Origin of the sequence: Streptomyces lanatus (genome assembly GCF_014655715.1) — a bacterium.
In the GTDB taxonomy this organism is placed as follows: domain Bacteria; phylum Actinomycetota; class Actinomycetes; order Streptomycetales; family Streptomycetaceae; genus Streptomyces; species Streptomyces lanatus.
In genome coordinates, this window is sequence record NZ_BNBM01000004.1 from 82,556 (window position 1) to 105,395 (window position 22,840).

Consider the following 22,840-nt stretch of genomic DNA (forward strand, 5'->3'; position numbering starts at 1 on the left):
AATCACCGACTCAGGACACCGGGTGAGCATGAGTTCGGCCCCGGCTCCAGCGGGATGCAGGACGGTCAATCCGCCGGAGCTCACCCCGTCCCCTGCCGGGCGGAAGGTCGCGCCATGGCGTTGTCCAGATGAGTGATGACGGCCGGCACGTCATCACTCTCGGTGCTCCGGATCAGCTGCAGGGCCGGCCGGACGAGGCCGCCCGGCCGCGCGATCAACCGTGCGAGCACGGCGGACCGAATGTCGAGCCGCTCGATCGTGGCCTCGCGCTCCTCTTCGTCCTGGCCGGCAAGCAGAACGGCGTTGTGCCACGCCTCCTCGCGAGACCGACGGACACTGAAGTCGAGGATCCGCTCGTCGGTGCGGGCTCCGATCCGATCCAGCAGCGACATCAAGGGCGACAGGGCGCCGACCGAGTCCTGCATCACCAGCACCACCCGCGCCAGGATGTCGTTGATCAGCAGAAAGTCGCGCCTTAACGCATGGATGGCCTCGCCCGGGGCTGTCCGCGCGGCGGCGATCGCCAGGTCGAGGTTGATGTGCGCGTTCACCCCGAGCAACAGGTGCTGGACGATGACGGTGTCGACATCGTCGAGCAGCCCGAACGCCTCGCGCCAACAACGCGGCCCGCTCCGGTCACGACGCCAGGCGTCGTACGCGTCGAAGTAGCGGTTGCCGAAGAGCGTGTCGAAACGGTCCATTCGTGCGCCGTCGTCGAACAGCCCAGAGCGAATACCCGCGCGGACCTCGACGGTCACCTGTCGGTACAGCGCCGCGAAGTACCCGACCCGGTCGCCGGCGCGGCCGGCCTCCCGCACAATCCCGGCGAGCCCGTCCACGACATCGTCGATGTTCTCTGCCGCCATGCCCAACTCCCCTCCCACGGAACCCTCGTTCCGCCCGCACTCCGACCGCTGCCCGCAGCGCCGATCACAGCCCCGTCCTACCACCGCACACCCGGGAACGGTCCCGCCCCGCAGAAGACACGACGGGAGAGTCCCCTCACTGTCGAATCAGTCGCCGACACCACGTTCGCATGCCACGACCGTGTCGCTCACCGTGACGCCGCGGGCGTTTCCGGCTGGGCGAGCCGCAGATGCGGCGCCACGCTCCGGAGCTTCTCGCAGGTCTCCTCCCATTCGCGCTCCGGGGTCGACTGACCCATCACTCCGGCACCCGCGCGCAGCCAACTGCGGCCGTTCCGCTGGAAGACGGTGCGCAGGACGAGCGCGGCGTCCAGGCCACCGTCCGCGTCGGCGGTGAACACGGCCCCGGCGTACAGCCCGCGGGGTTCGCCCTCGTACCGGCCGATGGCCCGCAGGGCTCCCGGTTTCGGGCAGCCGGTGGCCGTGATCGCCGGGAAGAGTGCGGCGAAGGCGTCCCAGGGGCCCCGGTCGTCGGCGAGCCGGCCGGTGACGCGCGAGGCGAGGTGCTGCACCGATCCGCGCTCCCGGACCGTCATGAACTCCTCGACCACGGCCGCGTCCCTGCCGCAGACCTGGGTCACTTCGTCGACGGCGAGGCGTACCGAGAGGGCGTGTTCGTGGATCTCCTTGGGGTCGTCGAGCAGGTCGGAGCGCAGGCGTGCGGTCTCGCCGGGGTCCGTTCCCAGGGCGCGGGTGCCGGCCAGCGGCTGGGTGGAGACGCGGCGGCTGTCCGCGTCCACCTCGACGACCGTTTCGGGGCTGAAGCCGGCCGCTCGCCAACCGCCGAGGTCCAACAGGAAGGATCGGGCGGGGGTGTTGGCCCGGCGTCCGGCCAAGTAGGTGGCCGCGAGGTCGGGGCTGAGGTGCTCCGGCAGCGGCAAGGAACGCGAGAGTACGGCCTTCTGCAAGTGCCCCGCACGGATATCGGCCACGGTCCGGGCGACGGCGCCCTGATAGCGGTCGGATCCGGACCTCAGGAGTCGGTCCGCGTCGGCCGGGCCCTCCCCCACCTGCTCCGTGGGGCTGGAGAGCGCCTTGGTGATGAGAGGAACGTGTTCGGGGTCGGCCGTGCGGATGCGTGCCGTGCCCGGGGTGAGGTCGACCTCGGTGACCGGCAGCATGAGGTGGAGCAGCGGGTCGCGTCCCGGGTCGCCCGTGTCAGGGTGCAGGAGGTGGGCCAGTTCGAAAGTGGCCCAGCCGTACGCCCGCCAGTCGCGGTGCGGCAGGTTCGCGAGGGCTGCGGCGAGCTGCTCCAACGGTGCCTGGCGGTCCAGGAGTTGGGTGACCGAGCGGTTCCCGCAGCGGGCGGATATCTCGTCGGCGTCCAGGGTGACGGTCGCGGCCGGTCCGGCGGCGTACACCCAGGTCCCGGCGCGCTCGTAGACGACGTACTCGCCGCCGAGGCCCGCCCGGGCGAGCCGTACCGCCGCCTCGGCCGGGTCCTGCGGCGCCTCCACGACGTGCGCGGGACCCGGCGCGGGCAGGGCGTCGGCCCAGGAGCTCCAGGTACTGGTCATGCGCGGGCACTCCCTTTCAGCTGTCGGGCCAGCTCCGTCAGCGCCTTCTTGTCGGTCTTGCCGACCGCCGTCACCGGCAGTTCGTCGAGGGCCTCCACGCGGTCGGGCACCTTGTACGGCGCCAGCCCGCGCTCCTTGAGGAACGCGGCCACCTCTCCTCGGCCGGGTGCGGTGGCCCCGGGCGCGGGTACGACGAAAGCGCAGGTGCGCTCGCCGAGCAGGTCGTCGGGCACGGGGACGACAGCGGTGTCCAGCACCGCGGGATGGTGCACGAGCTGCTCCTCGACCTCGGCGGCGGCCACCTTGTCCCCGCCGCGGTTGATCTGCTCCTTGACCCGGCCCTCGACGACGAGATGGCCGGTGGGGGTACGTCGGACCAGGTCGCCGGTTCGGTAGTAGCCGTCGGCGGTGAAGGAGGTGGCGTTGTGCTCGTCGGCTCGGTAGTAGCCCCGCAGCGTGTAGGGGCCGCGGGTGAGCAGCCGTCCGGTGGCGCCGGGCGGGACCTCGCGGTCGTCCTCGTCGACGACACGGATCTCGTCGTCGGGTGACAGCGGCCGTCCCTGCGTGTGCAGGACGATCTCCTCGGGGGCGTCCGGTTCGGTGTAGTTGAGCAGGCCCTCCGCCATGCCGAACACCTGCTGTAGTACGGGGCCGAAGGCGTCCCGCACCTGTGCGGCGTGCTCGGGCAGCAGCCGGGCGCCGCCGACCTGGAGCAGCCGCAGCGACGACAGGTCCGCGTCGCCCCATTCGGCCGCCGCCGTCCACATGCGGGCCGTGGGTGGTACGAGCGCGGTCGCGGTGACGCGTTCGTGCTCGATGAGGGCGAACGCGGCATCCGGGTCGGGCTCGTCGGTGAGCACCGCCGTACCGCCCGCGTGCAGGGCGCCCAGGACGCCCGGGCAGCCGAGGGCGAAGTTGTGGGCGACGGGGAGGGCGGCGAGGTAGACGGTCTCGGGTCCGAGGCCGCACGACTCGGCGCTGGCGCGCACGTTGTACGCGTAGTCGTCGTGCGTGCGCGGGATCAGCTTGGGCAGCCCTGTAGTGCCTCCGGAGACCAGCAGCAGCGCCACCTCGGAGGCGTCGTCGGGGGCGGGGGGCAGGTCGGCAGTGCCGGGGCCGTCGAGCGGGGTGTGGGCGCCGGGGTCGCCGGCCACCAGGACGTGCCGAAGCGCGGGGCTCTCCTTGAGGACCTCGGTGGCGAGGTCGCGGTGGTCGAAGCCCTGGTGGAGGTCCGGGACGACGTACGCGACGGCCTGGGACAGCCGGCACAGGTGGACGATCTCGCTGCGGCGGTGCAGCGGCAGGGCCAGGACGGGGATCGCGCCCAGCCGCTGGAGGCCGAAGAAGACGGTGAAGAACTCGGGGATGTTGGGGAGTTGAAGGACCACCCGGTCCCCTGCCCCGACTCCGAGCCCGGCGAGCCGGCGGGCGATGCGCTCGGCCTCCTGGGCCAGTCGCGCCCGGTCCAGCCGTCGCGTGCCGTGCACGAGCGCGGTGCGGTGCGGGTGGGCGCGGGCCCACGAGCGCAGCAGCCGGTCGAACGTTTCTCCTCGCCAGTGGCCTGAGGCCCGGTAGTGCGCGGCGAGGTCCTCGGGCCAGGGCGTACAGCCGTCCAGCACGTGAATCCCCCTCTGGTCGTATCCCGCTCCGCGGGGCTTGTACATCGCGCCATTCATACTGTAGTAAATGAATATCATTTTCAATAAAAATGCCATCGAGGCTGGTGACGCAGTGTCAGAACCCGATCTTCTGCGGTCGATCCGTCCCCTGCTGGCGGACTGGCTCGGCCCCGATGCCGAGCGAGTCGGCCCCCACGACAACCTCATCGAGCAGGGCCTGGACTCCATCCGCCTGATGACCGTGTCCACGGCACTGCGCCGTGACGGCATACGACTGCCTTTCGCGGCCCTCGCCCGTACGCCGACGCTGCACGCCTGGGCGGAACTGGCCGGCGAGCGATGTAGCGGCGACACCCCGACCGGAAACGCCGAAGCCCACAGCACCCCCGAAGAGACCGCCGACGGTGACGTCGACGAGACCTCGCCCTTCGACCTGGCCCTCATGCAGCACGCCTACTGGGTAGGCCGCGGCACGGAGCACGAACTCGGCGGTGTGGCCGCCCACTTCTACAACGAGTTCGACGGAGAGGGCGTGGACCCGCAGCGCCTGGAGCGTGCCGTACGCGCGCTGCTGGCCCGCCACGCGCAATTGCGCGCCGTGTTCGCCGACGACGGACGCCAGCACACGCCGGCTGCCTCCGCCTGGCCGGGACTGCGGGTGCACGATCTGCGCCAGCTGCCGGAGGACGAGGTGGAAAGCCGGCTGGCGGAGCTGCGGGACGAGTTGTCGCACCGCATGCTGCGGGTCGGCGCGGGCGAGGTCTTCGACGTGCAGCTGTCGCTGCTGCCGGACGGCCGCACCCGCGTCCACCTCAACCTCGACATGCTCGCGGCCGACGCGCTCAGCCTGCGCGTCCTGCTCGCCGATCTGGCGGTCCTCTACCGCGGAACGGACACCCTCTCCCCCATCGGCTACAGCTACCGCCGCTACCTCGCGGACCGTGCCGCCTCCGCCGAGCGGGACCGAGATCGCAAGCGCGATGCGGACTGGTGGGCTACTCGGCTGCCGGATCTACCCGGGGCGCCCGCGCTGCCCGTCGCCCAGGGTCCGGTACGGCCACGGGTCACGCGGCGCCACCACTGGCTGCGGCCGGAGGCGCGGGACGCCCTGTTCGCCCGCGCGCACCGGCACGGGGTCACTCCGGCGATGGCGCTGGCCACCGCGTACTGCGAGGTGCTGGCCGCCTGGAGCGCCGAGCACCGCTTCCTACTGAACGTGCCGCTCTTCGACCGCGAGCCGCTGCATCCCGATGTGCCCCTGCTCGTCGGCGACTTCACCGGATCCGTGCTGCTCACTGCCGACATGTCCGGTGAGGCCCCCTTCCGGGAGCGGGCCCGGGCCGTGCAGGAACGCTTCCTCGGGGACGCCGCGCACGCCTCGTACTCGGGTGTCGAGGTGCTGCGCGATCTGAACCGCGCCCAGCGGGGTGGCGGGCGCGTGCTCGCACCGGTGGTGTTCACCAGTGCGCTGAACCTGGGCGAGCTGTTCTCCGAGGACGTCCGCGCCTGCTTCGGGCGCCCGGTGTGGATCATTTCGCAGGGCCCGCAGGTGTGGCTGGACGCCCAGGTCACGGAGCTGGACGGCGGTCTGCTGGTCAACTGGGACGCACTGGAGCAGGCGTTCCCCGACGGGATGCTGGACGCGATGTTCGCCGCGTACCGCACGCTGGTGGACTCCCTCGCCGCGTCCGACACGCCCTGGGGCACACCCGTCCCGGACCTGCTGCCCGCATCCCAGCGGGAGGCACGCACGCGTGCCAACGCCACGGACGGGCCGCGCAGCGGTCTGCTGCTGCACGAGGACTTCCTGAGCCGTGCCGAGCAAGCGCCCGATCGCCCCGCCCTGCTCTGGGGCACGGACGGTGTCCTGTCGTACGGCGAACTCGCCGAGCGGGCACGGCGGATCGCCGCCGCACTGGCCGCGCAGGCGGTCGGACCCGGCGACCGGGTCGCCGTCCGTCTACCCAAGGGGCCGGACCAGGTCGCGGCGGTGCTGGGCGTCCTGACCGCGGGCGCGGCCTACGTGCCCGTCGGACGGGACCATCCGCCGGCCCGCCGCGATCGCGTCCTGAGCCGGGCCGGGGCACGGGTCGCCTTCATCACCGAGGACACGGCACCGCTGCCCGCGGATGTGGTCGGCCTGACGGTGGCGGACTCGCTGGTGCACGCGCCCGTCAAGGAGCTGGTGCCCGTCCCGGAGAGCGATCCGGCGTACATCCTGTTCACCTCCGGCTCCACCGGTGAGCCCAAGGGTGTCGTTCTGCCGCACCGGGCGGCCCGCAACACGGTGGACGACCTCGATGAGCGCTTCGGGCTGACCGGCGACGACCGGACGCTCGCGCTGTCCGCCCTCGACTTCGACCTGTCGGTGTACGACCTGTTCGGGCCCCTGTCCGTCGGCGGCGCGGTGGTGCTGGTCGCGGAGGAGGACCGGCGGGACGCGGCGAGCTGGCACGCGCTGATGGCGCGGCACGGGGTCACCGTCCTCAACTGCGTGCCCTCCGTGCTGGACATGCTGCTCGGCACCGCCGGGGAAGGGCCCGCCGGGCTGCGGCTGGTGCTGCTCGGCGGCGACTGGGTGGGCGTCGATCTTCCGGGACGGCTGGCACAACGCTCGCCGGGCTGCCGGTTCGTGGCGCTCGGCGGTACGACCGAGACCGCGATCCACTCCACGGTGTGCGAGGTCGTCGGCGCCGCGGTGCCCGAGGACTGGACGGCGGTCCCCTACGGCACCCCGCTGCGCAACGTGCGCCTGCGGGTCGTCGACACGCGGGGCCGGGACTGTCCGGACTGGGTGCCGGGCGAGCTGTGGATCGGCGGGGACGGGGTGGCCGACGGCTACCTCGGCGATCCGGAGCGCACCGCCGACCGGTTCGTCCGCCACGACGGGGTGCGCTGGTACCGCACGGGCGATCTGGCCCGCTACCGGCCCGGCGGCACCGTCGAGTTCCTCGGCCGGGCCGATTCCCAGGTCAAGCTGCGCGGGCATCGGGTGGAGCTGGGCGAGGTCGAGTCGGCTCTGGAGCGGGCGCCGGGTGTGGGGCGCGTGGTCGCGGCGGTGAGCGGGGGCGGGTCCGGCAGTGCTGTTCTGGTCGCGGCCTATGCCCCGGCGCCCAGGTCCGGGAGCGAGCACAACGAGGGCGTCCGACCGCAGGTCGTGGCCGCGCGGCCCGATCCGCTGGAGACGGAGGTCGTGGCATACGTCATCGGCCGCATCCTTGAGGACGGGCCGCGCCCGGCCGAGCACATGCGCGGCCTCGCGCGGCTGTGGCGGGACTGGTTGCACGGGCAGCCAGGCACGGTCGACGGAGACGGTTTGGCTCAGCGCATCGCCGGGACCCGGCTTGCGCCCGTTCTCGCCCGGCTGACGGAGCGGCTGCCGGACCTGCGGGCCATGCTCACGGGTGAGCGTGACGCGCTCGAACTCCTCGACGACCCCGTGCTGGCCCCGGAGACGGCGCTCGACGCGCTGCCCGGCAGCGAGGAGGCCGCCAGGGCCTGCGCCGACGCGCTGCGCGCGCTCGCGGCGGAGGCGGGCGGCCGTGCGCTGCGGGTCGCGGTCGTCGGGGCGCGCGGTGGCCTTGGCGCCCTGCGGGTGGCGGAACAACTCCCCCGCGATTGCGTGCAGTTGACGCTGCTGGACACCTCCGCCGCTCTTCTGGAGCGGGCCCGCGAGCGGTTCGCCGTATCGCCGCACGACGTGCGCTGTCAGACGCTGACCGACGGAGCGCTCCCTGAGGGACTGCCCGGCGCCTTCGATGCCGTTCTGGCGCTCGGTTCACTCCACTCGTTCGACGACCCGGCCGCCGGTGTCGCCCAGGCGGCGGCCCTGCTGGCTCCCGGTGGCGTCCTGCTCGCGGTGGAGCAGGGCGGTCTGCCGCCGCTCGGCCTGATCTGCGCCGCGCTGCCCACCCGAGGATTCACGAACGCGGACCCGGCTCGTCGGGCAGCGGGCAGTCCGCTGCTGCCGCCCGCCGCGTGGGAGCAGGTGCTGCGCGCCCAGGGATTCGCCGTGGCGGACACGACCGTACGCCGTCAGGAGCCCGCGCTGCTGATCCGCGCGGTCCGCGACCCGGACGCCGCGCCGTGTGACACCGAGGCCGTACGCGCCGTCGCCGCCGGGCAGTTGCCCTCGTACATGGTCCCCGACCGGCTGGTCCTGCTGCCGGTCATGCCGCTCACCGCGAACGGCAAGGTCGACCGGCGGGCCGTACGCGAACTCCTCGACCGGCATGTCATGTCCGGGGTCTCTGTACAGGGGCGGCAGGGCACGCCTCCTCGCCCCGGTACCGAGGAGCTGGTCGCCGAGGTGTGGCGGGACCTGCTCGCAGCTTCCGGCACAGTCCATCGCGAGGACGACTTCTTCGCGCTCGGCGGTGACAGCCTGCTCGCCACGCGGATGCTGCACCGGCTCGGCGAGCGCGGAGTGCGCGGCGCCCGGATCGCCGACCTGTTCACGGCCCCCGTGCTGAAGGACTACGCCGCCACACTCGTTCTGGACGGCAGCCGACCCGCCGCTCTCCCCGAGCTGGTGGCCGACCCCGAGCACGCGCACGACCCCTTCCCCGCAACCGACGTACAGCGGGCGTACTGGCTGGGACGGCACGAAGAGATGCGGCTCGGTGGGGTCGGGGCGCACTACTACTCGGAGTTCGACGGGGTCGCGGTCGACCTGCCGCGGCTCGAGCTGGCCTGGCGGCGGCTGATCGACCGCCATCCCATGCTGCGGGCCGTCTTCGACGAGGACGGACGACAGCACGTCCTCGCGACCGTGCCCGAGTTCACCATCCCGATCGCGGAGGGTGAGGAGCAGCTCGACGTCCTGCGCGAAGACATGTCCCACCAGGTCCTCGACCCCTCCCGCTGGCCGCTGTTCGACGTCCGCGCGGTGCGGTACGGCGACGGGCGGACGCGGATCGGCGTGAGCCTCGACAACCTGATCCTCGACGGCCTCAGCATGATGACCGTCTTCACCGAGCTGGGGGTCCTTTACACCGACCCGGACGCGCAACTGCCCTCCGTGGAAGCGACGTTCAGGGACTACCTCGCTTCGGTCCAGCCGGCGCCCGAGACGCTGGACGCCGACCGGGCGTACTGGCGCGAGCGGCTTCCCGAGCTGCCACCCGCTCCCCGGCTGCCGCTCCAGCGCGACCCGGCCACCCTGGGCCGCCCCCGCTTCGTGCGCACCTCCGGGGAGCTCGACGCCGAGCGGTGGCGGCGGCTCAAGGAACGCGCCCGCGAGCACGGCGTCACCCCGTCGACGCTGCTGCTGGCCGCCTACGCGGAGGTGCTCGGCACCTGGAGCGAGAGCCCCGAACTGACCGTCAACCTCACACTGTTCGACCGCCAGGAGATCCACCCGGACATCAACCGGGTGCTGGGCGACTTCACCTCTCTGCTGCTCGCCGCCCACCGTCCGCGGCCCGGCGAGGACTGGCTGACCCGAGTGCGCGGGCTGCAGGAGCAGTTGTGGCGCGACCTCGACCATCGCTCGGTCTCCGCGGTGTGGGTGATGCGCGAACTGGCCCGGGCCCGCGGGGAGCGGGACGCCGCCGTGCCGGTGGTGTTCACCAGTGCGCTCGGCGTCGACGACGGGGTGTCCATGGACGCTCCCGACGGTTTCCCTGCGCGGGTGTGGGGTGTCAGCCAGACCCCGCAGGTGTGGCTCGACCTTCAGGTCTACGAGGGCCGGGACGGGGCGCTGCGCCATCAGTGGGACGCGGTGCGCGAGCTGTTCCCCGACGGGCTCGTCGAGACGATGTCCGCCACGTTCGACCGGCTGCTGCGCCGACTGTGCGACGGCGACTGGCGGGCGGCCCGGCCGACCCTGCTGCCCGACGGGCAGCGCACGGTCCGCGAACGCGTCAACGCAACGGGCCGAGCCGGGGGCCACAGGGCCCTGCACCTGCCGTTCTTCGACCAGGCCGCCGCCGACCCGGACGCCCCCGCGCTGCTGTGGGCCGAGGACGGTGTCATGACCCGGGGCGAGCTGCGCGACCGTGCGCTGCGCATCGCCGCCGGGCTGGCCGCGCGCGGAATCGTGCCCGGCGACACGGTCGCCGTCTCGCTGCCCAAGGGGCCCGAACAGATCGCCGCCGTACTCGGGGTGGCCGCCGTCGGCGCCGCGTACGTGCCCGTCGGCGCCGACCAACCGCCGGTGCGACAGGAGCGGATACTGCGGGCCTCGCGGGCGCACTGCGTGCTCGACGCGGAGTTCCTCACACAACCACTGCCCGATCCGCTGGAGGCACCCGTGGCCTCCGACCCGGACTCCTGCGCGTACGTCATCTTCACGTCGGGTTCCACCGGTGAGCCCAAGGGCGTCGAGCTGACGCACCGAGCGGCCGCGAACACCGTCGAGGACATCAACGAGCGACACGGCATCGGCCCCGGCGACCGGGTCCTGGCGGTCTCCGCCCTCGACTTCGACCTCTCCGTGTACGACATCTTCGGACTGCTCGGCGCGGGCGGCGCGCTCGTGCTGGTGGCCGAGGACGAGCGCAGGGACGCCCAGCGGTGGCGGGATCTGGCCGTACGGCACGGCGTCACCGTCTGGAACTCCGTACCGATGCTCCTGGACATGCTCCTCACGGCCGCTGCCGGACAGGCGCCGCCGGGGCTACGGGTGGCGCTGGTCTCCGGTGACTGGGTGCCGCTCGATCTGGCCGGGCGACTGGCCGATGCCTCACAGGGCCGATGTCGGTTGATCGCCATGGGCGGTGCGACCGAGGCCGCGATCTGGTCCAACGCCTACGACGCCACGGGCGGCGCGCCGGAGGGCTGGCCGTCGGTGCCGTACGGGACTCCGCTGCGCGCCCAGCGGTTCCGGGTCGTCGGGCCGCTCGGCGAGGACTGCCCGGACTGGGTGCCCGGCGAGCTGTGGATCGGCGGGGCCGGGGTGGCCACCGGCTACCGGGGCGATCCGGAGCGCACCGCCGACCGGTTCGTGACGGACGCCGGGGAGCGCTGGTACCGCACCGGTGACATGGGGCGCTACCGGCCAGACGGGCTGCTGGAGTTCCTCGGACGCCGCGATCACCAGCTGAAGATCCGGGGCCATCGCACCGAGCTCGGCGAGGTCGACGCCGCGCTGCTCGCCCAGCCGGGCGTCGCCCGTGCGATGACCGTGGCGACCGGGCCGCGTGGCCAGCAGCGGCTGACCGCGTTCGTGGTGCCCGAAGGCGCCGTCGACCTGGCCGAGGTGGAGCGGCGGCTCGCGGACCATCTGCCCGCGCACGCCGTTCCCTCCGCGCTCGTCCCGCTGCCCGACGGACTGCCGCTGACCGCCAACGGCAAGGTGGACCGGGCCGCGCTGGCCGAGCGGGCGGCCTCGATCGGCGTGCCGTCCGGCGGCGACCGGGAGCCGAGCGGGCCGGTGGAGGAGCTCGTCGCCGCCGCCTGGCGGGAGCTGCTGGGGGCCGAACAGGTCGGCAGGGACGACGACTTCTTCGCCCATGGCGGGGACAGCCTGCTGGCCACGCGTCTCGTGGCGCGGCTGCGCGAGGCCGGGCTGAGCGGGGCCCGGATCGCCGGCCTGTTCACCCGTCCCGTGCTCAAGGAGTACGCCGCCACGCTCACTCTCGACGCCGAGCGGACCGTCGTAGCGCCCGAGCTGGTGCTGGACCCGGAGCACGCGCATGAGCCGTTCCCGGCGACCGACGTGCAGCGGGCGTACTGGATCGGGCGGACCGCGCAGCTGGATCTGGGCGGCGTCGGCTCGCACTACTACAACGAGACGGACGAGGAGTATGCGGACGTCGGTGCGCTGGAGCGGGCCTGGCGGCGGTTGATCGAGCGGCATCCGATGCTGCGGGCGGTCTTCGACGAGGACGGGCGGCAGCAAGTCCTCGCGACCGTGCCCGAGTTCACCATCCCGGTCGCGGAGGGTGAGGAGCAGCTCGACGTCCTGCGCGAGGAGATGTCCCACCAGGTCCTCGATCCCTCCCGCTGGCCACTGTTCGACGTCCGTGCCGTGCACTACACGACAGCGGGCGGAGAGCGCCGGACCCGGATCGGCGTCAGCCTCGACAACCTGATCCTCGACGGCCTCAGCATGATGATCGTCTTCACCGAGCTGCGGCAGCTTCGGGACGATCCGGGTGTCGAACTGCCGCCGGTGGAGCCGACGTTCAGGGACTACCTGACCTCGGTCCGGCCCGCGCCGGAAGCAGTGGCCGCCGACCAGGCGTACTGGCGCGAGCGGCTGCCGGGGCTCCCTCCGGCGCCCCGACTGCCACTTCTACGCGAGCCGTCCGCCGTCGGGCGCCCACACTTCGTGCGCCGTGCGACGCACCTGCCGCAAGACGTGTGGGCGCGGCTGCAGGAACGGACCCGGGCCCACGGCATCACCCCGTCGGTCCTACTCCTGGGCGTGTACGCGGAGGCACTGGGCGAGCAGGCGGAGAGTCCCGAACTCACCATGAACCTCACCCTGTTCGACCGACAGGAGGTCCATCCGCACATCAACCGGATCACCGGTGACTTCACCTCGCTGCTACTCGCCGCCCACCATCCGCGAGTGGGCGAGTCCTGGCTCGCGCGGCTGCGCGGACTCCAGGCACGGCTGTGGACCGACCTCGACCACCGGGCGGTCTCGGCGGTCTGGGTGATGCGGCAGCTCGCCCAGGAACGCGGGCCGGAGCAGGCCGCCATGCCCGTGGTGTTCACCAGCGCGCTCGGCATCGACGACGACCGGGCCCAGCTGCTGACCCCGCCGTACTGGTCCGTGTCCCAGACTCCGCAGGTCTGGCTCGACCACCAGGTCCTGGAGGACGCCGAAGGGCTCAGGCTCACCTGGGACACGGTGACCGGGCTGTTGCCCGACGATCTGCCCGAGACCCTGATGGGCCGCCAACTCGCCCTGCTGGACGAGCTGTCCACCGTGGAGGAGTGGGACGCGCTGGTCCTCGGTACGGGCCTCAAGGACGGCGAGCGAGCCGTGGTTCCCACGGCCCAGGTCATCCGAACCGACGCGGGTGGTCCTCCGCGCGGCGCCACCGAGGAATTCGTCGCCGCGCTCTGGTCCGAGCTGCTACCCGACAGCCCGCCCGCCGGCCGGGAACAAGGCTTCTTCGCGGCCGGCGGCGACAGCCTGCTGGCCACCCGGCTGATCGCGCGACTGCGCGAACAGACCGGCGTGGAAGTCCCGCTCAGGGCGTTCTTCGCACACCCGACCGTGGCCGCTCTCGGCGCCGCCGTCGACGACAACACCGACCACACCATCAATCAGAACTGGGAAGAGGGGGAACTGTGAGCGCCGCCGAGCTGGTGTCGGAACTGGCCGCCGTAGGAGTCGAGTTGTGGGAGGAGGACGGGCGTATCCGCTTCCGGGCGCCGCAGGGCGCGCTCACCGAGGAGCTGCGCGAGCGGCTGCGCGCCGACCGTGACGCCGTACTCGTCTACCTCCGGGACCCGTTCGCCGAGCCCCTCGTGCCCGACCCGGACGGGCGGCACCTGCCGTTCCCGCTGACCGAGGTGCAGTCCTCGTACCTGCTGGGCCGCACGGACGTGTTCGCCCACGGGGGGATCGGCTGCCACGCCTATCTGGAGTACGAGTTGCCCAGCAGCGTTGCTCCCGAGCGGGTGGCCGACGTGTGGCGGGCGCTCGTGAAACGGCACGACTCGCTGCGCACGGTGTACCACCCGGACGGGCAGCAGGTACTCAAGGACCTGCCGCCGTACGACATCCCCGTGGCGGGGGCCGACGAGGCCGACCGGCTGCGCGGGGAGCTGGCGCAGCGCACCTACGACCCGGCCGTGTGGCCGCTGTTCGACGTGCGGCTCACGCACTCCCCGGAGCGGCTGCTGGTGCACCTCTCCGTCGATCTGCTGGTCACCGACTTCTCCGGTGTCCAGCAACTCCTCGGTGAGCTGGAGCAGTTGTGCCTGGAGCCGGACCGGGCGCTCGCGGCCGTGCCCGTCTCCTTCCGTGACCACGTGCTCGCCGAGCGGCGGTTGCGCGACAGCGCCCGGTGGGCCCGGGACCGCGGCTACTGGCTGGACCGCCTCGACGCGCTGCCGCCCGCCCCCGAACTCCCTGTCCTGGCCGAGGAGTCGGGCGAGCTGGTGCGGTTCCGGCGGCTGGCCGACCGGCTGACCGCCGAGGAGGCGGTGGGCCTGCGGCGCCGGGCCGCCGCGCGCGATCTGACCGTGTCCACCGTGCTGCTCGCCGCCTACGCCGAGATCATCGGCCGATGGAGCGCCAAGCCGCGGTTCACGCTCAACCTGCCGGTGTTCGCCAAGCGTCCGGTGCACCCCGACATCGGGCGGGTGGTCGGCGACTTCACGTCCGTGACCCTGCTGGCGGTCGAGCCGGAGGCCGAGGTCTCCTTCTCGGAGCGGGCTCGCGCGCTCGGCGGGCGGCTCTTCGAGGATCTCGACCACGGGCTGTACTCGGGCGTCGAGGTGCTGCGCGAGGCTGCCCGCCGCTCGCGGCCCGCGCTGATGCCGGTGGTGTTCACCAGCACCCTCCAGGGCGCCGAGGCGCCGCAGACCGGCGCCGGGCGAGTGGTCTACGGCGTCACTCAGACGCCGCAGGTGTGGATCGACTGCCAGGTGATGGAGTCGGGCGGCGAAATCCTGCTCGGCTGGGACGTGCGGGAGGGCGTGCTGCCGGAGGGGCTGACGGAGGACGCGTTCGGCGCGTTCGCCGCGCTCGTAAGGGAGTTGGCCGCGTCTGACGAGCCGTGGAACGGCGTCGCCGATCCGGTGCGGCTGCCCGAGGCGCAGGCGGCCCGGCAGGCGGAGGTCAACGCCACCGGACGGCCGCTGCCGGAAGGGCTGCTGCATGAGCGGGTCTTCGGCGCGGCCGCCGAACATCCCGACCGTCCGGCGGTCATCGCGGCCGACCGCACGCTCACATACGCCGAACTCGTCGCGCACGCCCATGCGGTGGCCGCGCGGCTGCGTGAGACGGGGGTCGCGGCGGGCGACCGGGTGGCCATCGTGATGGACAAGGGCTGGGAGCAGGTCCCGGCTGTGCTCGGTGTCCTGCACGCCGGCTGCGTGTACGTGCCGGTCGACACCGTCCACCCGCCCGCGCGCCGCGCCCAGGTGCTGGCCTCCAGCGGGGCGAGCGTCGTGCTCACGCAGACACGTCTCGACGGCGCGTACGAGGTGCCGTCGATCGCCGTCGACACGCTGGAGCCGTCGCCGTACGCGCCCGAGCCCCGGCGGGTGGACCCCGGCGAGGCGGCGTACATCATCTACACCTCCGGTTCGACCGGGGAGCCCAAGGGCGTCGAGGTCTCGCACCGGGCCGCGCTCAACACGATCGCCGACATCGACGAGCGGTTCGGCGTGGGACCCGATGACCGGGTCCTCGGGCTCGCCCAGCTGGGCTTCGACCTGTCCGTCTACGACCTGTTCGGCCCGCTGGCCCACGGCGGCACGCTGGTACTGCCGGACGCCGAGCGCCGCGGCGACCCCTCGCACTGGGCCCGGCTGGCGGCCCGCCACCGCGTGACGCTGTGGAACTCGGTGCCCGCGCAGTTGCAGATGCTGTACGACTACCTGGCCTCCGCCACCGGCTCCGGGGACGTGGCGGGCCTGTCGGACCTGCGGCTCGGGCTGCTGTCCGGTGACTGGATTCCCGTACGGCTGCCGGACCGGGTACGCGCGCTGCTGCCGGGGCTGCGGCTGATCAGCCTCGGCGGGGCCACCGAGGCGGCGATCTGGTCCATCCACCATCCCATCGAGCAACCCGTCGACACCGACCGGCCGAGCATCCTGTACGGCAGGCCGCTCACCAACCAGACCTTCCACGTCCTTGACGATGCCCTGCGGCCCCGCCCGGACTGGGTGCCGGGCGAGCTGTGCATCGGCGGCAGCGGGCTGGCGCTCGGCTACCACGGTGACCCGGAGACCACGGCCCTGCGGTTCATCACCCATCCCGTTACCGGGGAGCGGCTGTACCGCACCGGTGACCTGGGCCGATGGCTGCCGAGCGGCGACATCGAGTTCCTGGGCCGCAAGGACGGGCAGGTCAAGATCCGCGGTCACCGCATCGAACTCGCCGAGGTCGAGGCCGCGTTGACGGGGCATCCGGCGATCGGGGCGGCCGCCGCCCTCGCCGTCGGCGACGATCCGCTGCAACGCCGTCTGGTCGCCTTCGCGGAACCGGCGCGCCTCGCGAACGGGCGGGCCGCCCAGCCGGACCAGGCACTGATACGGCGGGCCCGCGAAGCGGGTGACGCGGTCGAGGTCGCCGAGCCGGAGCGGATCGACGAGTTCGCCCGGCTGCTGGACGAGGCATCGTTGGCCTCCATGCTCGACGCACTGCGTGCCCGCGGCCTGTTCACGGCGCCCGACGCCATCCACACCGCCGACGAGGTGGCCGCCACGGCGGCCGCACCACGTCACCACCGGGTGATCCGGCGCTGGCTGTCCGTGCTGGCCGACGAGGGCCTGCTCGAGCTGCTGGACACGGGCCGCTACCGGCTCGCCGCCGAACCCCCGTCGGCGACGGCGGCCTGGGACCGGGTGGCCGCTGTCTGGAGCGATGAGCTGGGACCGACCGAGCTGCTGGCCTATCTGCGTGCCAACGCCGATCAGTTGGGCGAGCTGATGCAGGACCGGATCGCCGCCGTCGACCTGCTCTTCCCCGAAGCCCGCATGGAGACGGCCGACGCCGCCTACCGCGAGAACGTCATGTCCGCCTACCTCAACCGCGTCCTCGCCGCGGCCCTGCGTTCGGCCGCCGAGGCGCAGGCCCCCGGCCGGCCGCTGCGGGTGCTGGAAGTGGGCGCCGGGACCGGGGCGAGCACGGCGGGTGCACTCGCCGCGCTCGATGGACTCCCGGTGGAGTGGCTGTTCACCGATGTCAGCCCGTTCTTCCTGGACCGGGCGCGGGAACGGTTCGGGCCGGATCCGCGGCTGCGGTACGGGCTGTATGACGTGGACGGCGACCCGGTCGAGCAGGGACTGGCCATCAACTCGTTCGACGTGGTGGTCTGCGCGGGCGTGCTGAACAACGCCCGGGACACGGCGGCGACACTCAGCGCACTGCGCTCGGTCCTCGTCCCCGGCGGGCTGCTGCTGGTCACCGAACCGACGCGGGAACACTACGAGATCCTGATCTCGCAGGCGTTCATGATGACCGGCGCCGAGGACCTGCGCCGCACCGACGACGCGGACGCCACCTTCGTCACGCGCGACCAGTGGCTGCGGCTGTTCGCGGAGGCGGGCGGGCGCAACGAGGTGTGCCTGCCGAAGCCGGGGCATGCGCTGGAGCCGTTGGGCCAGCACGTCTTCGCCGTCCGTTTCAAGACCGACCGGGTGCCCGTGGATGCGGATGAGGTCGGCGACCACCTCGCGGCGCGGCTCCCGGCCTACATGCTGCCCGCCGCGCTGCACATCGTGGACGGGCTTCCGCTGACGGCCAACGGCAAGGTGGACCGCAAGGCGCTGACAGTGCGGGCTGCTGCCGCCGTCGTGTCGGAGGAAGGCCCAAGGCGGACGGCCCAGGCAGACCAAGTGGCCGAGCCTTCCGATGCGTTGGAGGGGCGACTCGTCGATGTCGTCGCCCGGGCTCTCGGTGTCGCGGCCGTCGACCGGGAGCGCAGCCTGTTCGACCTCGGTGCGGACTCGCTGATCCTCGCGCAGCTGTCGGCCCGGCTGATCGAGGAAGTACCGGAGGCCGCGGACCAGCAGTTCGACACGCTGCTTCGGGAGTTGCTGAACCGTCCGACGGTCGCCGCCCTGGCACTCCATCTGCGGGGCACGGCCGAGGTCACCGGCTCTGGGACGGGCGAGGCGAGCGCGCTGCTGCCCCTCGGTGACGCGCCGGACGGCGGGGTGCTCCAGGTGCTGGTGCACGAGGGAATCGGCACCATGGCCCCGTACCGCGACCTCGCGGCCCGGCTGGGCGCGTACGGTCCGCTCGTCGGGCTGGCCGTCGGCGACGTCGAAGCGTGCGTGGACCTCCCGGCGGACGCGTTTGTGGAGCGGCTCGCGGCCGAACACGTACGGCGGTTGACCGCGACCGGGGCCGAACGGTTCCGGCTCACCGGCTACTGCCTGGGTGGACAGCTCGCCACTGAGATCGCCCGGCAGCTCACCGAGAGCGGGGCGCATGTCGAGCGGCTGACGGTGGTCAGCAGCAGCCCTCCCGCGTTCGTGTGCGAGGACGAGCTGCTGATCGAGCATGCCTTCGCGCGGGTGCTGGGCGCGGACCCGGAGGCGGCCGGATATCCGGGCGACGAGGAGGAGTTGGGGGCCGCGCTGCGGGCGGTCTTGGACGCCACGCCGGGCCGGGTGCCGGCCGGCGCCTTCGCCGCGCTGTGCGGGGAGGCGCGGTTGGAGGCGGTGGCCCGCCGGATGCGGGCCCTGGGTGACGTGCCGCAGCAGGAGCGGCTGGCGGCGATCGCGCGCACCCTGGGCGGGGACGGCAGCGAGGCGGCCCATGTGCCGGGCCTTTACCGGGTGTTCCGGCACGCCTTCGCCGCCGGCTCGCTGCACACCACACAGCCGTACGCGGGCGACATCACCCTCGTCCAGCCGCGGGGTCGGCTGCGGTTCCTCGCCGGGTTCGGGCAGGAGGCGGACGAGCTGTGGCGTGACGTGTGCCTCGGCGATCTGACGGTGGTCGACGTCGACGGCGACCACTTCAGCTGCCTACGCGCGCCGCACGTCGACCAGGTGGCCTTCGCGGCCGGCGGCACACCGTGAACCGGGGCCGTACCGCCCCGGTCGCGGTGGGCGTGGTCGGGGCTGCCGGGGCGGTGGGCCGGGCCGTGCTGGAGGAGTTGCTGCGGCTCGGCGTCGGGCCGGTGCGGGCGGCGGTGCGCCGCCCGCATCGCCGGGCCCTGCCCGCGGGGGTGGAGCTGTGGTCCGAACCGGTGGACGTGACCGACGCCCGTGCCCTCGCCGCGTTCTGCGCCGAGTGCCAGGTCGTCGTCAATGCCACCGGGCCTGTTCGGGCGGTCGGCCACCGTGTCGCCGAGGCCGCCCTTGCGTCGGGCGCGGACCTGGTCGACGTCAACGACACCGCCGAGCTGCCCGAACCTCCCTCGTACGCACGGCTGTTGCGGTGGCGGACGGTGGTGATCGGGGCCGGGTTGATGCCGGGGTTGGCGGGGCTGCTACCGGGGCTGCTCGGCATCAGAGCGTCCAACGGATTGCACGGCACCCTGACCGTCCACGTCGGCGGGCTCCCGCACTTCCCGCCCGCCGCCGCCCGGGACTTCATGGACCGGCTCGCGCGGCCGGGCGGCGAGGTGACGGCCGTCTGGCGCGGTGGGCGTCGGGTGTCCGGTGCGCTCGCGGTGGAGCGAGGGATACGACTGCCGTACTTCCCCGGGGCCGTGACGGCGATCCCGTATCTCACCGAGGAGGCCGTGGGTGTCGCCCGGCGGTGCGGGCTCGACGAAGTGCGCTGGTACACGGTGTTCGGCGGGGATGCCACGCGTGCCGTACTCGACCGTTACCGTGCCGGGCTCACCCCGGGCCCGGCCGTGGAGATGGCGGCGGCCGAGTTGTCGCGGGCGACGCTCACCGACCTCGCAGGGCGGCCTCCGTACCAGGTCGTGACTTGCGAACTGGACGGGCGCAGCGGCCTGGTGCTCACCGGCACCGACTCCTCCGCCCTGACCGGCAGCGCCGCTGCGCACGCCGCGCTCACCCTGCTCGACGGTGAACTCCCGCCTGGGCAGCGCCATTTCGCTGATCTTCCGGATCCCGGCCGCATCGTCCGTCGTATCGCCCACGGCCCGGCCGTACGCGAACTGCGACTGCTGGACCGGCCCTTGGCCGACCTCCCCGTGGAAGAGGGAATCCTATGACCCGAGTCGTCGTCTGCGGTACCGGTTTCGGCCGGGTGTACCTCAGTGCCTTCCGGAAGCCGGGGCCGGACTTCGCGCTCCAACTGACCGGCGTGCTCGGCCGGGGCAGCCCCCGCTCCAAGGCGTGTGCCGAGGCTTACGGCGTTCCCCTGCTCACAGACCCCGACGACGTGCCCGAACTCGCCGACCTGGCCTGTGTGGTGGTGCCCAACGGGGTCGGCGGCGGGGAAGGCGCCGCGCTCGCGCAGCGGCTGATGGAGCGGGGGGTGCATGTGCTGCACGAGCACCCGATCCATCAGTCGGAGCTGGCCGCGTGTCTGCGCACCGCGCGCCGACAGGGCGTCCAGTACCGGCTCAACACCTTCTATCCGCACCTCGCGCCGGTACGCCGGTTTCTCGCCGCGGCCCGGCATCTGGCGGAGCGGCAGGAACTGCTGTACGCGGAGGGTGCCTGCGCCATCCACGTGGCGTACGACCTGATCGACATTCTCGGCCAGGCGCTCGGCGGGCTGCGGCCCTGGCAGTTCACCGACCCCGCGCCCGGGGGCGGCCCCTTCAGCACCCTGGAGGGCCGTCTCGCCGGTGTCCCGGTCACCCTGCGCGTCCTGAACCAGCTCGATCCCGAGGACCCGGACAACCACACCCACCTGCTGCACCGCGCCGCCCTCGGCTTCGCCGGCGGCACCCTCACCCTGGCGAGCACGCACGGCCCCGTCCTGTGGAGCCCGGCCCTGCCCGCGCCCCGCGGCGACGACGGCGAGCTGGACTTCGACAGCGAGGCACACCGGCTGGTGCACCTGCCGAGCGTGCAGCCGGTCGGCCCCGCCGAGGCTCCCACGCACCGCGAGGTGTACACCGAGGTCTGGCCGGAGGGCGTACGGCGGGCCCTGCGCGCCATGGTCGACGCGGCGGAGGCGGGCGAGGACCCGATGCGCGCCGGCCAGTATCACCTCACCCTCAGCCAGATCTGGCAGGACCTCACGACCCGGCTCGGCTATCCCGAGTTGGTCCGGCGCCCCGCCCCCGAGCCGGTCACCGCGCCGGACCTGGCCGCGGCCGTACGTGAGCGGGAGGGCCTGTGACCAGCGCGGTCGCCGCCTTCAACCCGCTCGACCTGAGCCACACCGACGACCCGTACCCGCGGCTGGCCGCACTGCGTCGCGAGCGGCCGGTCTCCATGCCGCTGCCGGGCTGGCACGTGGTCGTGCGGGACGCCGACGTACGGGCGGTGCTGGCGGCCCCGGAGGTGTGGTCGAGCCGACGCAACAACACCTCCGTTCCGGAAACCGCGGAAGCGGACCGGGGGTTGGCCCTGTCACAGCTCGACCCGCCCGCACACACGCGGCTTCGGCGTCTCCTCTCCCCCGCCTTCGCGCGGAGCATCGTGGCGGGGCTGGAACCCGTCGTGCGGGAGCGGGCCGAGACACTGGCGGACCAGCTCAAGGGTGGGGCGGATCTTGTGCCCGCGTTCGCCGCTCCGCTGCCGCGTGCCGTGCTGGCCGCATTCTGCGGGGTGGGTGAGGGCGACGCGGCGGAATACGACCGTTGGGCGGCCGGGTTCACGGATCTGCTGGGCCATCGGGCCCGTCCCGAGTGGCCCGCGTTCGAGCGGTGGGCGCTGCGGGCCGCCGAAGGCCCTGCCCTGGGCGGCGTACTGGGGCGTCTGGACCGAACGGAGGCCGTGACCTTCCTGCACTTCCTGATCGTGGCCGGCGTGCCCAACCTCCGCCATGCGCTGGGGAATCTGGTGCTGCGGCTGCTGCGGGAGGAGCACTGGCGGACCGATGGGCTGGCGGAGGCGATCGAGGAGTCGCTGCGGCTCGATCCGCCGGCCCTGTGGCAGATGCGTACCGCCACCCGGGACGCCGTCCTGGCGGACACGCCGGTACGGGCCGGGGAGCGGGTGATCGCCGTGGTCGCGTCCGCCAACCGTGACCCTGCGCGGTGGGGCGAGGACGCCGACGCGTTCCGGCCCGGCCGGGCTGGGCTGCGGGCCCATCTGGCCTTCGGCAAGGGCCCGCACGCCTGCCTCGGTGCCTCGCTCACCCGGCTCCAACTGCGGGTCGCCGCCGAGGTGTTGATCGAGCGGTATCCGGGGCTGCGGCTCGCGCCCGACTTCCGTTTCCGCCGTGCCGGCGACTTCATGAGCCGCGGTCCCGCGGCGCTTCCCGTCCTTTTGGAGTGATGAGTGACCCCTGTGACCAGTAACGCCAGTTCCGCCCCGTCGCTGTGGCTGCGCCGACCCGTACCCAGAGCGGCGGCGTCGGTCTCCCTGGTGTGCTTCCCGCACGCGGGCGGCAGTGCCGCGTTCTACACCGCGTGGGGCCGGCTCCTGCCGCCCCACGTCGAGCTCGTCGCCGTGCAGTATCCAGGCAGGCAGGACCGGCTCGCGGAACCCGCCGCCGAGTCCATGGACGAGCTGGCCGAGGCCGTCGCCGAGGTGCTGCGCGCGGACCGTCCGGACCGGGAACGCGTCCTGTTCGGGCACAGCATGGGTGCCTCGGTCGCGTGGGAGACCGCTCTACGGCTGGAAGCCTCGGGCACTCCGCCACGGCATGTCTTCGTCTCCGGCCGCCCCGGCCCGCGCCGCCAGCGGCCCGGCAGCGTTCATCTCCGCGACGACGACGGCCTCGCCGCAGAGTTGCGCCGCCTCGACGGCACCCACGCCGAGCTGCTCGAAGACCCGGAGGTACGGGCCGTACTGCTGCCTTCGGTACGCGCCGACTACCACCTCATCGAGACCTACCGCCCGGATCCGGCGGCCCGGCTGAGCTGCCCGCTCACCGCGCTCACCGGTGACCGCGACGAGGAGGCGCCGGTGGCGGACGTCGCGGCCTGGAGCACCGCGACCGAGGGCGCGTTCAGCAGCCTGGTGCTGCCGGGCGGCCACTTCTACCTGGTCCCGCAGGTGGAGCGAGTCGTCGCCTCCGTCCTCGACGCGTGCGGCGCGTCGGCGCCCGCCGCCCACCCGGTGTTCCCCTGACCTGATCGTCCTGACT

At 73.0% G+C, this 22,840-nt stretch carries 9 protein-coding genes; 6 read left to right on the forward strand and 3 right to left on the reverse strand.

Features of this window, described 5'->3' with window-relative positions; translation table 11 throughout:
- Positions 1-80 precede the first annotated feature (80 nt).
- From IE325_RS12420 to IE325_RS12430, 3 genes are all read right to left on the reverse strand, one after another.
- Positions 81-866 carry a DUF5995 family protein gene (locus IE325_RS12420; RefSeq protein ID WP_190069890.1) on the reverse strand — a complete coding sequence of 262 codons (786 nt, stop codon included), beginning with the start codon at positions 864-866 and terminating at the stop codon, positions 81-83.
- A 188-nt stretch (positions 867-1,054) separates the two neighbouring features.
- The gene (locus IE325_RS12425; protein ID WP_190069891.1) at positions 1,055-2,443 is read right to left on the reverse strand and encodes a salicylate synthase; all 1,389 of its coding nucleotides are present in this window, start codon (positions 2,441-2,443) and stop codon (positions 1,055-1,057) included.
- Positions 2,440-4,107, reverse strand: a complete 1,668-nt coding sequence (locus tag IE325_RS12430) for a (2,3-dihydroxybenzoyl)adenylate synthase (protein WP_190069892.1) — start codon at positions 4,105-4,107, stop codon at positions 2,440-2,442. Before IE325_RS12430 ends, IE325_RS12425 begins: the two co-directional genes overlap by 4 nt.
- 67 nt (positions 4,108-4,174) lie before the next feature.
- Between IE325_RS12430 and IE325_RS12435 the strand changes: the two genes are divergently transcribed.
- From IE325_RS12435 to IE325_RS12460, 6 genes are read left to right on the forward strand one after another with little or no spacing between them, the layout of a single operon-like run.
- A complete protein-coding gene (locus IE325_RS12435) occupies positions 4,175-13,315 on the forward strand; it encodes a non-ribosomal peptide synthetase (RefSeq protein WP_229911784.1) in 9,141 nt (3,046 codons plus the stop codon).
- Positions 13,312-18,729, forward strand: coding sequence for a non-ribosomal peptide synthetase (locus IE325_RS12440; RefSeq protein ID WP_229911785.1), 5,418 nt, complete (start codon positions 13,312-13,314; stop codon positions 18,727-18,729). The genes IE325_RS12435 and IE325_RS12440 overlap by 4 nt, the downstream gene beginning before the upstream one ends.
- A complete protein-coding gene (locus IE325_RS12445) occupies positions 18,726-19,841 on the forward strand; it encodes a saccharopine dehydrogenase NADP-binding domain-containing protein (RefSeq protein WP_190069894.1) in 1,116 nt (371 codons plus the stop codon). The genes IE325_RS12440 and IE325_RS12445 overlap by 4 nt, the downstream gene beginning before the upstream one ends.
- The gene (locus tag IE325_RS12450; RefSeq protein ID WP_190069895.1) at positions 19,838-20,923 is read left to right on the forward strand and encodes a Gfo/Idh/MocA family oxidoreductase; all 1,086 of its coding nucleotides are present in this window, start codon (positions 19,838-19,840) and stop codon (positions 20,921-20,923) included. Before IE325_RS12445 ends, IE325_RS12450 begins: the two co-directional genes overlap by 4 nt.
- On the forward strand, positions 20,920-22,026 hold the full coding sequence (locus IE325_RS12455; protein ID WP_190069896.1) for a cytochrome P450: 1,107 nt from the start codon (positions 20,920-20,922) through the stop codon (positions 22,024-22,026). The genes IE325_RS12450 and IE325_RS12455 overlap by 4 nt, the downstream gene beginning before the upstream one ends.
- A gap of 12 nt (positions 22,027-22,038) precedes the next feature.
- Positions 22,039-22,824 (forward strand): thioesterase II family protein, encoded by a 786-nt coding sequence (locus IE325_RS12460; protein ID WP_190069897.1) that lies wholly within the window; start codon positions 22,039-22,041, stop codon positions 22,822-22,824.
- The last annotated feature ends 16 nt before the right edge of the window (positions 22,825-22,840 follow it).